This window comes from Thermobifida sp. (assembly GCF_017577275.1).
Lineage (GTDB): Bacteria > Actinomycetota > Actinomycetes > Streptosporangiales > Streptosporangiaceae > Thermobifida > Thermobifida fusca.
On sequence record NZ_PITY01000022.1, the window covers coordinates 241,556 to 256,073 of the forward strand.

General features: G+C 68.6%; 11 protein-coding genes. 5 read left to right on the forward strand and 6 right to left on the reverse strand.

The features are described from left to right. Window positions 1-11: 11 nt before the first annotated feature. The gene (locus CW348_RS11020) at window positions 12-611 is read right to left on the reverse strand and encodes a DUF4178 domain-containing protein (protein WP_011292661.1); all 600 of its coding nucleotides are present in this window, start codon (window positions 609-611) and stop codon (window positions 12-14) included. 321 nt (window positions 612-932) lie between these two features. On the opposite strand from CW348_RS11020, the gene CW348_RS11025 reads away from it, so the two are divergent. After that, complete coding sequence (locus CW348_RS11025; RefSeq protein ID WP_011292662.1) at window positions 933-2,912, forward strand: acyl-CoA dehydrogenase; 1,980 nt, start codon at window positions 933-935, stop codon at window positions 2,910-2,912. 10 nt (window positions 2,913-2,922) lie between these two features. Here the strand turns inward: CW348_RS11025 and CW348_RS11030 are convergent, their stop codons facing one another. Next, entirely contained in the window at window positions 2,923-3,411 is a 489-nt protein-coding gene (locus CW348_RS11030) for an Lrp/AsnC family transcriptional regulator (RefSeq protein ID WP_104612610.1), read from the reverse strand. A 190-nt stretch (window positions 3,412-3,601) separates the two neighbouring features. Here CW348_RS11030 and CW348_RS11035 point away from each other — a divergent pair, with 190 nt between their 5' ends. After that, entirely contained in the window at window positions 3,602-3,970 is a 369-nt protein-coding gene (locus tag CW348_RS11035; protein WP_011292664.1) for a hypothetical protein, read from the forward strand. 223 nt (window positions 3,971-4,193) lie between these two features. On the opposite strand, the gene CW348_RS11040 is transcribed toward CW348_RS11035, so the two are convergent. After that, on the reverse strand, window positions 4,194-4,991 hold the full coding sequence (locus tag CW348_RS11040) for a purine-nucleoside phosphorylase (RefSeq protein ID WP_011292665.1): 798 nt from the start codon (window positions 4,989-4,991) through the stop codon (window positions 4,194-4,196). Between the two features lie 151 nt (window positions 4,992-5,142). Between CW348_RS11040 and CW348_RS11045 the strand changes: the two genes are divergently transcribed. After that, window positions 5,143-5,826 carry a hypothetical protein gene (locus CW348_RS11045; RefSeq protein ID WP_011292666.1) on the forward strand — a complete coding sequence of 228 codons (684 nt, stop codon included), beginning with the start codon at window positions 5,143-5,145 and terminating at the stop codon, window positions 5,824-5,826. Window positions 5,827-6,271: 445 nt separating this feature from the next. Here the strand turns inward: CW348_RS11045 and CW348_RS11050 are convergent, their stop codons facing one another. Continuing rightward, window positions 6,272-7,624 carry a heparan-alpha-glucosaminide N-acetyltransferase domain-containing protein gene (locus CW348_RS11050; RefSeq protein ID WP_104612611.1) on the reverse strand — a complete coding sequence of 451 codons (1,353 nt, stop codon included), beginning with the start codon at window positions 7,622-7,624 and terminating at the stop codon, window positions 6,272-6,274. 24 nt (window positions 7,625-7,648) lie between these two features. Continuing rightward, window positions 7,649-9,613: an acetoacetate--CoA ligase gene (locus CW348_RS11055; RefSeq protein ID WP_011292668.1), complete on the reverse strand. Its 1,965-nt coding sequence runs from the start codon at window positions 9,611-9,613 to the stop codon at window positions 7,649-7,651. Between the two features lie 495 nt (window positions 9,614-10,108). On the opposite strand from CW348_RS11055, the gene CW348_RS11060 reads away from it, so the two are divergent. After that, window positions 10,109-11,161: an SGNH/GDSL hydrolase family protein gene (locus tag CW348_RS11060; RefSeq protein ID WP_152436259.1), complete on the forward strand. Its 1,053-nt coding sequence runs from the start codon at window positions 10,109-10,111 to the stop codon at window positions 11,159-11,161. Window positions 11,162-11,167: 6 nt separating this feature from the next. On the opposite strand, the gene rocD is transcribed toward CW348_RS11060, so the two are convergent. Beyond that, window positions 11,168-12,424: an ornithine--oxo-acid transaminase gene (gene rocD / locus CW348_RS11065; protein WP_016189040.1), complete on the reverse strand. Its 1,257-nt coding sequence runs from the start codon at window positions 12,422-12,424 to the stop codon at window positions 11,168-11,170. Window positions 12,425-13,098: 674 nt separating this feature from the next. Between rocD and CW348_RS11070 the strand changes: the two genes are divergently transcribed. Next, window positions 13,099-14,518: AMP-binding protein (locus tag CW348_RS11070; RefSeq protein ID WP_287463646.1), on the forward strand; the 1,420-nt coding region annotated here is incomplete at its 3' end.

Here is a 14,518-nt window from a genome sequence, read left to right on the forward strand (position 1 = left end):
TCGGTTGCGGCTCAGTTGCCGCCGGGGTAGACGGTGACGGTCGCGGGGGTGAGCTCGGTGCCGACGCTGGCTTCCCACGAACCGTGGTCGAACCGCTCGAATGCGAGGCGTTCTCCGCTGGGTGCCTGGTAGTCGGCGTAGTCCATTCCTCCGCTGGCGCGCAGCCCGGTGGTGCCTTCCGACCGGTAGGAGGCGGTGCCGCGTTCCACCAGCCGGTAGGTGACGCCGTCGACGGTGAGCGTGGCAGGGCCGGGAACGACGTCCAGGTCGGGGCGGCTCGTCCACAGCACCATCCGCACATCGGGGTCTTCTTCTACGGAGAGCCAGCGCCGCTGTCCGGTGCCGCCTTCGTCTACGAAGTGCTCGGCCCATTGCCAGCCGCCTTCCGACAGCCGCAGGGTGCCGCGTACCCACACCCGTTCGATCCCGATGTCGAGCATGTCCCCGACTTTGATGGCGCGCGGGTCGCCTTGCGGGCCCGAGTCGGCGAAGGGGTCGCGCAGCGGGGCGGGGGCGGGCGGCGGTGCAGCGGTTTTCCGGCTGCGGACGAACAGGTAGATGAGTGCGGCCGCTGCCGCGATGAGGACCGCCAACAGGATCACTGTGCGCACGCCGGTGTCTCCTACTTCTCAACTGTGCTGATGGTGACATGTCGGGATGGCGAGCGTCCATCCCGGTCCGCCAGAGGGCTGCCGGGAGTCAGACGGACAATCGGATCCCCTCCGCCAATGTAGTTATTGATTCGTTATCTATTTTTCGAGTGGGGTTCCCCATATGTTCCCCTGCGGACGTTGATGACCGCAGGCCAGCACGCTTTTCGAACAGGGGAAGCCGGGTGGTGTCCGCTTCCGGCCGGGGCGGCGGGTTAGTTCCGGGCAGTACAGAGCAGAAGTGAAGGGGACAGTGGAGGCCCTATCGAGGGGGAGGCTGCCATGCCCCAGCACGGCGATACAGCGAGAGTCGATGTCGAAGCGCTACGCGACCTCTTGGACGGCCGTTGGGCTGCGGTGCGGCGCCGCGCCCGCGACATACTCCGCGGCCCGGAGTTCACCCCCCGCTACGGGCTGAGCGTGGCGGAGCACCGCGCCCGAGTCACCGAGCAGTTGCACGCCTTGGCGCGTACCGACCTGGCCCGCTACGGCTTCGACCCGCGGTACGGGGGCCGCGGAGAGGTGGGCGCCTCCGTGGCAGCGTTCGAAATGCTCGTCTGCGATCTGTCGCTGATGGTGAAGATGGGTGTGCAGTGGGGGCTGTTCGGCGGCGCGATCCAGGCGCTGGGCACCGAATACCACCACGCCACCTACCTGCCGGGGGTGATGTCGCTGGAGATCCCCGGCTGTTTTGCCATGACGGAAACCGGTCACGGCTCTGACGTGCAGCGGCTCCGCACCACCGCCACCTTCGACCCGAACACAGACGAATTCGTCGTCCATACCCCCGACGAAGCGGCCCGCAAAGACTACATCGGCAACGCCGCCCGCGACGGCCGGCTCGCCGTCGTGTTCGCGCAGTTGATCACTGGCGGGCAGCGGCACGGGGTGCACGCCCTGCTGGTCCCCATCCGCGACGCCGACGGCACCGTACTGCCCGGGATCCGCATCGAAGACTGCGGGCCTAAGGCAGGGCTCAACGGAGTGGACAACGGCCGTATCTGGTTCACCCAAGTCCGGGTGCCGCGCACCGCGCTGCTCAACCGGTACGGGGATGTGGCCGCCGACGGCACCTATTCCAGTCCGATCGAGAACCCGAACCGGCGGTTCTTCACTATGCTCGGCACGCTCGTCCGCGGCCGGATCAGCGTGGCCGGGGGTGCTGGCATGGCGGCGAAGACCGCGCTGGCGATCGCGATCCGCTACGGGCAGGTGCGCCGCCAGTTCCTCCGCCCCGGCAGCGACAGCGAGGTGGCGCTGCTGGACTACCTCGCCTACCAGCGCCGTCTGCTGCCGGCTCTGGCCCGCACCTACGCGCTGCACTTCGCCCAAGAGGAGATGGTGTCCCGGTTGCACGACGGTTTCACCGACGGGCCCCTGGACGAGCGAGCGCAACGGGAATTGGAGGCGCACGCTGCCGGGTTGAAGGCGGTCGCCACCTGGCACGCCGTCGACACCATCCAGACCTGCCGGGAAGCGTGCGGCGGGGCAGGCTATCTGGCGGAGAACCGGCTTCCCCAACTGCGCGCGGACACGGACGTGTTCACCACCTTCGAAGGCGACAACACGGTGCTGCTGCAGCTGGTGGGGAAAAGCCTGCTCACCAACTACCGCCAGGAGTTCGGCAACCTTGACCCGCTGGGCATGGCCAAGTTCGCGGCCGGGCAGTTCCTCGGCACCGTGATCGAGCGCACGGCTGCCCGCTCACTGCTGGACCGCCTGGTCCAGGCTGCCCCGGGGCGCGGAGACGAGGACGACCTGCGGAACCGGGAATGGCAGCGTGCCCTGCTGGCAGACCGGGAGAACCACGTGCTGGAAGGGCTGGCGCGCCGGCTCCGCGCCGCCCCCGCCGATGCCGACCCGTTCGACGTGGTCAACAACGTGCAAGACCATGTGCTGCTCGCAGCCCGCGCCCACGTGGACCGGCTGGTGTTCGAAGCGTTCGCTTCCGGTGTCGCCCGGATTGAAGACGAAGGCACGCGGGCGGTCGTGGAGCGCCTGTGCGACCTGGCTGCGCTCTCCCTGGTGGAGCAGGAGCGCGCCTGGTTTCTGGAGCACGGGCGGCTCACCCCGGCCCGGGCCAAGGCGGTCACCGCGACGGTGAACGCGCTGTGCCAGGAGCTGCGCCCTCACGCCCGCGACCTGGTGGACGCGTTCGGGTTGAACGACGAATGGTTGGCCGCGCCGATCGCGCTGGGCGCGGAAACCGCCCGCCAAGACCAGCAGGCGCGGGCCCGGGTGCCGGTGGGCGCGGAGACGTGAAATGCTGCAATCAGCAGTCCTGCGGCGGTCGCACCACGGTACGGTGCACGACCTCGTCGATGACGGTGAGGGTCTGCGTGGAGTTGACGCCGGGAAGCGACTGCAGTCGGGTGAGGATGAGGTCGCGGAGCTGATCGGTGTTGGCCAGCCGCACCAGCAGCACGATGTCCGCCGACCCCGCGACGTACCAGCAGTATTCGACTTCGGGGTAGGAGGAGATGATCTCGCGGTTGGCCCGCCAATCGGGTTGGCTTCCCGAGATCAGGATGAGCGCGGTGATGCCGAGCCCCATCCGGGCGTGGTCCACGACCGCGGAGTAGCCGCGGATCACTCCCTCGTCGGTGAGCCGCTTGATGCGGTTGTAGGCGGTGGCCCGGGAGATGTTGACCATTTCGGCGAGCTCACTCACGCCGATCCGCGCATCCTGCGCGAGCACGTCGATGATCGCCTGATCGATCTTGTCGGGCGCCCTGGCCGGCCGCCGCGCATCACTGCCCACTGGTCAACCCTCGTCTTTCCGATCCGATCCGCACGAAGAGATAGCAAGACGGGGGAGTTCCGTCTACGGGATTTCTCATGAATTGAGACTGAAAAACCGTTCTACCAGCGAATTTCCTCAAAAGTGGGGAAGTCCACACACGAGACCGCTTGGCTGTGGACGGTGTTCCACCCAGTCGCGAGGAGGTCCCATGCCTGTTCCCACCGCGGTCCGCACCCGTTTGAAAGGTTTTCTTCCGGTCGACGCAGAGATCCGCTACGTCTTCCCTGCCACGTGGAACGATTCAGCGACCTGCTACGTGGTGGTCACGGACACTTCGGTGGTGGTGGTCGCGAACCGCAGATTCCGCAAGAAACGTCCCCGCGAAGTGTGGCGGGTCTTTCCGCGGAACACGCGTATCGGACCGGTGGATACGCACTTGGTCCCCACGTTCGAGCTGGGCGGCCGCGAGTTCACCGTGGATGACGAGTACGTTCCGGTCATCAACGCCGCCGACGCGGAGCTCTCCCCGGACGTGCTTCCCCCGGACCCTCTGTGGGGGTGGGGAGAGCAGCCGTGACCTGGCCAGCTGAGGCACGGCAGCGGGCCTAGGATTGCCGCATCCCCGCAGCGGATCGGGGTCTCGACGGGGCAGGTGAGCGAGCTGCTCCGCGGTCCGTGGGCTGACGTCGGCCCCGGGTGCTGCGGGCTGGAGGGACCGTGCAGGCAGGGGCGGGGACCCCTCCTGTTCTGGGCCCCGCCGGTCTCGTCCTGTTCCCCGTCACCGGTCCGGGAGTTCCCGGTCAGATTTTCTTCACCACATCCGCCAGCAGGACACCGGCCTCTGTCGCGGCGGCCCGCCCAGTGCGGAGCACGTCCTCGGGCAGGATCGGGCCTCTGCCCAGGCCCGCGGCGAGATTGGTGACCAGGGAGAGGGCGAGCACGCGGGCGCCGAGTTCCCGGGCAGCGATCGTTTCCAACACCGTGGACATCCCCACCAGGTCCGCGCCGAGCGTGCGGAGCATGCGGGCCTCGGCGGGGGTTTCGAACTGCGGCCCAGGCAGGGCCGCGTAGACGGCTTCCGGGAGCGACGGGTCAACTTCGCGGGCCACGGCGCGCAGCTCAGGGCTGTACGCGTCGGTGAGGTCCACGAACCGCGGACCGACGACGGGAGACCGTCCCGTCAAGTTGATGTGGTCGGCAACCAGCGCCAACTGGCCTACTTCCAGGTTCGGGTCGAGGGATCCGGCAGCGTTGGTGAGCACGACCGTGTCCGCACCCGCCGCCACCGCGGTGCGCACGCTATGCACCACCGTGTCCGCGTCGTGCCCCTCGTACAAGTGGGGGCGGCCCAGGAACACCAGCATGTCCCCCCGGTGCCCGGACACGCTCCGCACCAGCCCTTGGTGTCCCAGCGCGTAAGGCTCCACAAACCCGGGAAGCTGGGTGACGTCGATTTCCACACCGGAAGCACCCAACGCGTCGGCTGCCGCGTTCCACCCCGAACCGAGGATCACCGCGGTGGTGTAGCGGTCGACCCCGGTACGGGAACGCAGCCGGTCTGCTGCGGCTCGGGCGCGGGCATGTGCCTGAACGCTCACCTGCTCTTCCTCCTCCCACGCACGAGAAACGGCGGAAAATAACCACCCTACTCGGAGCGTCTCGCGTCATCTTCCTTCCAGCGCAAAATCAGGGCGTGTCTCTGCGCTGACCTTGACCTACGCTGGGAGCGCGGAGAAGAGGAGGCGCCCCATGGCCGAATTCCGGCTGTCCAGTGACGACGATGTCGACCTGCGCAAATTGGCCACGGCCTTGGTGGAGTCGCAGGGGTGGCCCCGCGACCGGGTGAAGATCTGGGACCGGCGCGACGGCGAGGTTGTGGTCACCGTCGACGACGCGCTCCTCCGCCCGCCGCGCCCGAATCCGTGGAACTCCCCCGTGTACACGCCCCGGGAGATCCACCGGGCCTGTGAACTGCTGCGGCGGAACGACCCGTCGCTGGCCGGGGTGGACTTCACGGTCTTCCGCAAGGAAGCCACCCGGTTCTTCGCCGCCGGATGGTCCGTGGCGGACCTCCAGTACGCGCTCACTACCCGCCCCGACGGGATGCCGTGGCCGCGCGGCGAGGGCTACCAGGGCACCGAATGGTTGGAACACCGGCTGCGGCGCTGGAAGACCCCCAACGGCAGTATCCGGCCGTCGATCTCCCAGGAGAAGGCACAACTGCGGGTGGTGAGCCGTGCCGGGCTTCCCCCCGACCTCGGGCTCCCCCACGATGAGCCCCGCCCGGCGACAGCGGCGCGGCCCGAGGTGGCACGCACCTCGATCGACGACGCCCGGCGGCTGGTGCGGGCGCACACCCGCACCACCGGGGATTCGCTGGTGCACCGTGACCGCACGCAGGCGCGCATGTCGCGCAGCAGTCGGCGAGGTTGACACCCGCCCTGCTTTTTTTGCCGGGGTTTCACCAGTTCCAGACGTTGTCGCAACCAGTGGCGGAGGGCCTGGAGCCGGACCGCAGCCTAGGGTGTGAAGTACCGGTTCCGGTTGGTGGGAGGCGGAGTAGATGGTGTGCCTCTGCCTCCCACCACTGCCCGTACGGCCTCAACCGGACCTGGTGTCGTCGACGCCTGTCGACTGGATGTGTCGGACCGTACAAGGCTGACGGACCGTCCATCTCGTGCTATCTCCCGGCCTGGCGCTGGCCCATGCCCGCCCCGGTCTCAAGCGTCACCGCAGAGGCCGGGGCCGGGTTTGGCCGCGCCTCTTCCCGGGCGTTTCCGCATGCGGCACGCCAGTCCTGGCCCTGTCACGTGTTCTGCTGCCGCCCAGTTCTTCCGGGGGTTCTCTGGTCTGGAGCGCGTCTGTGCCGGTGCGGCCGCTACTCCGCGGGAGGCGACGGCGGGGGCGAGGACAGGCGTGATCCGCCGTGGGGCGGCGAGGCAGGAGACCGGCCGGCCACCTGCTCGGCGGTCCAGCCGAGGAAACGCTCGAGGGGGCCGCGGCCCAGGAAAGTCTTCCACGCGGTGGCGAAGAGCAGTGCTCCGGCTACGAACATCTCCCACAGCCACGGCGGCGCTTCACCGGTGACGTCCCCCAGCGCGGCCAGCACCACGATGTGCCCCACGTAGCAGGTGAGGGCCATCGAACCGGCAGCGGCCAGCGGGTAGACCCCCCAGCGCAGCACGTCGGCGGCGAAGAGGCAGCCCACGAGGATGAGGAGCGCGGTTCCGACTGCCCCGGCGATTTCGAACGTGGTGCCGCTGTGGGGGGAGGACACCAGCAGCCAGGCCGGGGTGTCCACGGGAACCGTGCCGTGCCGGGAAGCGATCTCTTCTGCCGCCAGGTCGCGGAGCATGGCCCACCCTTCAGGGGAGACCGTGGTCTCCGCGGTGCCGTAGAACAGGGGGAGGAAAGTCGCGGCGATCCGGTCGATTCCGCCGAGCGGGTAGACGAGCAGCCATGACACGCCGTATCCGGCCAGGACCAGGACTGCGCCCAGGCCGGCCAGGACGCCGCGCACCGCTGGTGCATTCAGGTCGAGGCGGCCCACCGCCATACCGGCGACCACGAACGCCATGAACGTGAACGCCGGATAGTAGCCGTTGAGGAAGAAGTCGCCGAGGCCGGTGATCGAGGCCGGCGGGGACCCGGGGTCGCCCAGCACGGTGCGGAGCAGGAACGACAGTTGCGGCCCGAGGAGGGCGATCCCCGTGGCGATGGCGGCCAGCGGGGCCGGGCCCAGCCGCAGCAGCGGCACCGCGAGCAGAAAGTAGCCGGCGTAGTAGACCAGGATGACCGCGACCGAGGTGGCGAGTGCGTCCAGGAACACTCCGAGCAGGAGGAGCAGGACGGCGCGCACCAGGACTTTGAGGGTCACCCTGCGGAGCGGCTCCCCTTCCAGCGGGGTTTGCCGTCCCGACACGAGGGCGAGGGACACCCCGGCCAGGAACGCGAACAGGGCAGAGGAGCGGCCGCGCATCAGTTCGTGGAGGGTGTCGGCGGCGGAACCGTCCAGCAGGCCGATGGAGGTCACGCCCAAGTGGACAGCGAACATGCCGAACACGGCGAGCAGCCGGGCAATGTCGACGCCGACCAGTCGTCCCGGCTCCGGCCACGCCGGACGGCGCAGGTGTGGTGTGGGCTGTGGATGCGGCACGTGGACCAGGGTAGGGGGTCGCGTGTTGATTCCCGATGAAGAAAGACCGGATTCGTCCCCGGTCCCGTGCCGCATCCCCGCGGACTGCGGTGCCGCCGGTTACGCGTCGCGGGACTGGTGGACGAAGTAGTCCAACGCCTCCGGGTTGGCGAGCGAGTCGCGGCTGACGACGCGTTCCGGTGGTTCTCCCATGAGGATGCGTTTGACGGGAACCTCGAGCACTTTGCCGGACAGGGTGCGCGGCACAGCCGGAATAGCCTGGATCCCGTCGGGCACGTGCCGCGGCGAGCAGTCTTCGCGGATGCCCTGTTTGATCCGCCGCACCAGGTCGTCGTCGAGCACGGTGTTCTCGCGCAGTACCACGAACAGTTCGATCCGGGAGCTTCCGTCGGACTGTGGCACGTCGACGACGAGGGCGTCGATGACTTCTTCCAGGGCCAGCACGGAGCGGTAGATCTCGCTGGTGCCCATCCGTACCCCGCCGCGGTTGATGGTGGAGTCGGAGCGCCCGTAGATGATCGCGGTGCCGCGGTCGGTGATCTCGATCCAGTCGCCGTGCCGCCACACCCCCGGGTACATGGAGAAGTAGCTGTCGCGGAGCCGGCTGCCGTCCTTGTCCCCCCAGAAGTAGAGGGGCATGGACGGGGCGGGACGGGTCACCACGAGCTCCCCGACTTCGCCTACGAGTTCGTTGCCTGCGCTGTCCCAGGAGGCCACTGCCATGCCGAGGGAGCGGGCCTGGATCTCTCCCTGGTAGACGGGCAGGGTGGGCACCCCGCCGACGAGGCAGCTGCAGATGTCCGTGCCGCCGCTGGTGGAGAACAGCCACAGGTCGGAGCCGAACTCCTGGTAGCACCACGCGAACTCGTCCGGGGACAGCGGGGAGCCGGTAGAGCCGATGGCGTGCAGCGCGGACAGGTTCCGCCCGCCGGTGGGGTGGATGCCCGCTTTCCGGCAGTTCGCCAGGTAGCCGGCGCTGGTGCCGAAGATGGTGATCCCGGCGCGTTCCGCCAGATCCCAGAGCACTCCCAGGTCGGGGTAGGCAGGGCTGCCGTCGTACAGCACGATGGACGCGTCCGTGAGCAGCACGCTGACCAGGAAGTTCCACATCATCCAGCCGGTGGTGGTGAACCAGAACACCCGGTCGTCGGCGTGGGCGTCCAGGTGCAGGTGCAGGTTCTTCAACTGCTCCAGCAGGATGCCGCCGTGGCCGTGCACGATGGCCTTGGGCAGGCCTGTGGTCCCCGACGAGTACAGCACCCATAGCGGATGGTCGAACGGCAGCGGGGTGAACTCCAGTTCCGCGCCTTCGCCCGCGGCTTCGAACTCCGCCCAGGACAGGGTGTCGGCGACAGGGCCGCAGCCCAGGTACGGCAGGACGACGGTGTGCTGCAGGCTGGGCATGCCGTCGCGCAGGGCTTTGAGCACGTCACGGCGGTCGAAGTCCTTACCGCCGTAGCGGTAGCCGTCCACGGCCAGCAGCACTTTCGGTTCGATCTGCGCGAACCGGTCGAGGACGCTGCGCACCCCGAAGTCGGGGGAACAGGACGACCAGGTCGCACCGATCGCGGCGCAGGCGAGGAATGCGGCCGTCGCCTCGGCGATGTTCGGCAGGTAGGCCACGACCCGGTCGCCGGGGCCCACCCCGAGGCTGCGGAGGGCCGCAGCGATCGCGGCGGTGCGGGTCCGCAGTTCTCCCCAGGTCCACTCGGTCAACGGCCGGAGTTCGGACGCGTGCCGGATCGCCACGGCTGATGGGTCACGGTCGCGGAAGATGTGCTCGGCGTAGTTGAGGGTGGCGCCGGGGAACCAGACGGCGCCGGGCATGGCGTCGGAGGCGAGCACTGTGGTGTACGGGGTGGCGGCGCGCACCCGGTAGTACTCCCAGATCGCGGACCAGAATCCTTCGAGGTCGGTTACCGACCAGCGCCACAGTGCCTCGTAGTCCGGTGCGTCCACACCGCGGTGCTCCCGCACCCAGCGGGTGAACGCGGTGAGGTTGGCGCGTTCTTTGCGCTCCTCGTCGGGACTCCACAGGATCGGCGGCTGCGGCTTGAGTGTCATGAAACGCGACCCCTTCGTGGACGGTGCGGATGCGGTGAGCGTCGGGTGCCTCCCCTAACGCTCCCCGGTGACGGAGTGTTGTGCACCACATCTAGCACGCGGGACGCGGAAACCGTATGGAGAAAACACCTACAACCCCGGCCGGACGGTGGGTTTCGGCCACACTTAGGGGTCGGGTGCCTGCTTGCCGGGCAGGGCAGTCCCGGGGTGCTGTGGTGCGGGCGGGAGGGCTGTCGCTTCGAGGTGTGCCGGCGGGACACTCCGGGCCTCAGCCGTACCCGCAACGGGGACAGTTCTCCTCCCTTCCGGGCTGGATGGTCCCTTCCCCCGAAATGCGGCGAGATCTCCCAGTCAGCCCGGAAAACACCCGCTGTGCCCAGGTACTCTTTGCTTCGAACAGACAGGCCGGACGGTCCACGGGGGAGGTTTGTGGGCAGCGGACCACGTGCGGCGATCAGACGACGGTTGTTCCTCGGTATCCCCGCTCTTGTACTTGTGACAGCGCTCACGCTGGTCTTGGCTGTCCCGACGGGGCGCGAGACGCTGTGGCGCATGTGGTGTGAGGCCACCCAGGACTGGTGCCTGGGGGTGCCGGTCGACTCCCGCGGACAGCCTGCGGAGGACGGCGAGTTTCTGCTGCTTTCTCCGGTCCAGGCAGCGACCTGGGGGAACTATTACGCGCTCGGGGATTCGTACTCTTCGGGGGACGGGGCCCGCGACTACTATCCCGGCACCGCGGTGAAGGGCGGTTGCTGGCGGTCCGCTAACGCCTATCCGGAGCTGGTCGCCGAAGCCTACGACTTCGCCGGACACTTGTCGTTCCTGGCCTGCAGCGGCCAGCGCGGCTACGCCATGCTTGACGCTATCGACGAGGTCGGCTCGCAGCTGGACTGGAACTCCCCTCACACGTCGCTGGTGACGATCGGGATCGGCGGCAACGATCTGGGGTTCTCCACGGTTTTGAAGACCTGCATGGTGCGGGTGCCGCTGCTGGACAGCAAGGCGTGCACGGACCAGGAGGACGCTATCCGCAAGCGGATGGCGAAATTCGAGACGACGTTTGAAGAGCTCATCAGCGAAGTGCGCACCCGCGCGCCGGACGCCCGGATCCTTGTCGTGGGCTACCCCCGGATTTTTCCGGAGGAACCGACCGGCGCCTACTACACGCTGACCGCGAGCAACCAGCGGTGGCTCAACGAAACCATTCAGGAGTTCAACCAGCAGCTCGCCGAGGCTGTCGCGGTCCACGACGAGGAGATTGCCGCGTCGGGCGGGGTGGGCAGCGTGGAGTTCGTGGACGTCTACCACGCGTTGGACGGCCACGAGATCGGCTCGGACGAGCCGTGGGTGAACGGGGTGCAGTTGCGGGACCTCGCCACCGGGGTGACTGTGGACCGCAGTACCTTCCACCCCAACGCCGCTGGGCACCGGGCGGTCGGTGAGCGGGTCATCGAGCAGATCGAAACCGGCCCGGGCCGTCCGCTCTATGCCACTTTCGCGGTGGTGGCGGGGGCGACCGTGGACACTCTCGCGGGCGAGGTGGGGTGACCCGGCTTACCGTCCGGCCCGCAGGTCTGCGAGCACTGCGGCGATCTGGTCCACTGCCCAGTGCAGTTCGTCTTCGGTGATGACCAGCGGCGGGGAGAGCCGGATCGTTGAGCCGTGCGTGTCTTTGACGAGCACACCCCGCTGCAGGAGCCGTTCGCACAGTTCTCTTCCGGTGGCCAGAGTCGGGTCGACGTCGATCCCAGCCCACAGGCCGATGCTGCGGGCCGCGACCACGCCGTTGCCGACCAGTTGGTCGAGGCGGGCGCGCAGCACGGGGGCGAGGGCGCGGACATGGTCCAGGTAAGGGCCGTCGCGGACGAGGCCCACCACGGCAGTGCCGACCGCGCAGGCGAGGGCGTTGCCGCCGAAGGTGCTGCCGTGCTGGCCGGGGCGGATCACGTCGAAGACTTCCGCGTCGCCTACCGCCGCCGCCACGGGCAGGATGCCGCCGCCCAGCGCTTTGCCGAACAGGTAGATATCGGCGTCGACTCCGCTGTGGTCGCAGGCCCGCACGGTGCCGGTGCGTCCCAGCCCGGACTGCACTTCGTCTGCAATCAGCAGGATGCCGGCACGGGTGCACAGGTCCCGGACGCGTGGCAGGTAGTCGGCAGGCGGCACGATCACCCCGGCTTCGCCCTGCACCGGTTCGACGAGGACTGCGACGGTGTCGGCGTCGATAGCGTCGGCGAGTGCCGCGGCGTCCCCGTAGGGCACGATGCGGAATCCTGGAGTGGGTGGTCCGAAGCCGCGGTAGGCGGCAGGGTCGGTGGAGAAGGACACGATCGTGGTGGTGCGTCCGTGGAAGTTTCCGCTGGCCACGACGATGACGGCGCGCCCGTCGGGGACGCCTTTGACCTCGTATCCCCATTTGCGGGCGATCTTGATCCCGGTTTCGACCGCTTCAGCTCCCGTGTTGACCGGAAGCACCTGTTCTTTGCCGACGAGATCGGCGAGCGCGGCGACGAACGGTGCGAACCGGTCGTGGTGGAAGGCGCGGCTGGTGAGGGTGATCCGGTCGAGCTGAGCGCGGGCGGCGGCGAGGAGTTCAGGGTTGCGGTGTCCGAAGTTGACCGCTGAGTATCCGGCGAGGCAGTCCAGATAGCGACGGCCCGCCACGTCGGTTACCCAGGCTCCTTCGCCGTGCGCGATCACCACGGGCAGCGGGTGGTAGTTGTGCGCGGATCGCCGTTCCGCCACGGCGATGTGCTGTTCGGCGGACCAGGATGCGGGGACGCTGTCTGCTCCCGATGGACGTGGGCTCATCGGACCGCTCCGATCTCCGGGGATCGTTGTCTGTTCGGGATACCCGCGTCGTTGAACGGTGATACATCCGTGATCAGGATCGTGGGGACCACTGGTGGCGCCGGTGCTGGGCGCCGCCGTGCGTGAGGGCCCCGGCTGTGCCGGGGTGGGGAGGGAGGACGGGGATGGACTTGTGTGTGACCGCAGCGGCACAGCCGCTGCAGCGGAGAGGACACCGGGGTTCCCGGTGGGATGGGGGGCGCGGTCCGGCGGCTGGCACCAGCCGGTCGCCGCGGGGAAGGATCGCATGCGCAAGTACGTCGGGTGCTCACTCCGCTGCCACGGGTGCGCTGGTCGGACTGGCCGCGCCGCCCAGTCGGCCACCGACGCCACGGAGGTTTGAGAGATAACGCGCAGGCTCCCGCGCGCAGAAACGCCCCGTGAGCAACCGCACACCGTCGATTTCCCTGCTGTTTCCACCGCAGCACGGTGACGTTCCGCACACCTTTCGCTTCTCTTTTTCTTCCGACGGTGGTGCACTTCACAGCAGGGCGCCTGTTCCCCTGCCGCACATCGGGTTCTGCCGCGTTTGTCGCTTTTTCCAATAGCCAACCCCGGCCAAATGTGACCCAGGTCATAGATGCAAGATCGGTCGTCATACCCGCCCACGGGCACAACAGCAACAGAGGCGAAATATGACCGAAATGCGAGTTCTGGGAGCGGAGATCTGTTCGACCACTCACAGTGACCTCTCCTTGTCCGGCTTGCTGTCCGCCGTCGCGACAGCAGTCCCCCACCGACTCGCCCTCGTCGCGGGCCCGCGGCGCCTCACCTACGCCGAGCTGGACGCCCGCGCCACCCTCGTCGCCCGGCACCTGATCGACGCGGGAATCCGCCCCGGGGAGCACGTCGCCATCCTCAGCTTCAACCGGGCCGAATGGCTGGAGGCCGCATTCGGCGTCTGGCGTGCCAAAGCCGTCCCCATCAACGTCAACTACCGGTACGTCGCTGCGGAACTCCGCTACGTGCTCCGCGACTCCGACTCGGTCGCCCTCATCGCTGAACGCTCTCTCGCTGCCACTGTTGCCCGCATCCGGCACGAACTGCCGCTCCTGCGCCACGTCGTCCTCCTCGACGACGGCACCGGCGAGCACGGGGACGGCATCGACTACGAGACTGCCCTGGCCGACGCCGCCCACTCCACCACCCCGCTGCCCGCCACCAGCGGCGACGACCTCTACCTGCTCTACACCGGCGGCACCACCGGCTATCCCAAAGGCGTCATGTGGCGGCAGGAAGACATCTTCCACGTGGCTCTGGAACAGCGCCGCCGCGGCACCCCGCGGGCCACGAGCGCCGCAGTCGTCGCGGAACGCGCCGCCCGCACCACCCCGCAACGCATGCTCGTCCTCGGCCCGGTCATGCACGCCGCAGGCCAGTGGAACGCGCTGAGCATGCTGCTGTCGGGTTCCACCGTGGTGCTCAACACCGACCGGGTCTTCTCCCCCACCCGGACCGTGGAACTCGCCCACCGCGAAAAAGTGACCATCGTCCAGTGCGTCGGCGACGCCATGGCCCGCCCCCTCGCTCACGAGCTGCTGCGCAGCCCGGGACGATGTCCGAGCCTGACCACGCTCAGCTCCGGCGGCACCCCGCTCACCACGACCGCGCGCCAACTGTGGCGGGCGTGGAAACCGACCATCGCCATCCGCGACAACTACGGAGGAAGCGAAACCGGGGTGTGCGGCTCCGCCTCCGCCCGGCTCAGCGGAAAGACCCGGCGCTTCACCATGGGAGCGAGTGTCGCCGTCCTCGACGACCAGTTGCGCCCCCTGCCTCCCGGATCCGACCAGATCGGCCGGATCGCCCGCACCGGACGCATCCCCCTCGGCTACTACAACGACCCGGAGAAGACCGCGCAGACTTTCCCCGTCGACGCTTCCGGACGCCGCTGGGCACTCTCCGGTGACTACGGGACCATCGCCGCCGACGGCACGATCGAACTGCTGGGCCGCGGCGCCACCGGGACCAACACGGGCGGGGGGGAGGACTACCCCGAAGACGGGGCAGCCCGCCGCACACCCCACCCGCGGGCGCCCGTCGCCTCCCGGGCCG

Bases quoted from the DNA above. Each gene is read 5' to 3' on its own strand.
- CW348_RS11050 (WP_104612611.1), bottom strand. From the start codon at position 7,624: ATGCGGCACGGGACCGGGGACGAATCCGGTCTTTCTTCATCGGGAATC.
- rocD (WP_016189040.1), bottom strand. From the start codon at position 12,424: ATGAGCCCACGTCCATCGGGAGCAGACAGCGTCCCCGCATCCTGGTCC.
- CW348_RS11035 (WP_011292664.1), top strand. From the start codon at position 3,602: ATGCCTGTTCCCACCGCGGTCCGCACCCGTTTGAAAGGTTTTCTTCCG.
- CW348_RS11055 (WP_011292668.1), bottom strand. From the start codon at position 9,613: ATGACACTCAAGCCGCAGCCGCCGATCCTGTGGAGTCCCGACGAGGAG.
- CW348_RS11045 (WP_011292666.1), top strand. From the start codon at position 5,143: ATGGCCGAATTCCGGCTGTCCAGTGACGACGATGTCGACCTGCGCAAA.
- CW348_RS11025 (WP_011292662.1), top strand. From the start codon at position 933: ATGCCCCAGCACGGCGATACAGCGAGAGTCGATGTCGAAGCGCTACGC.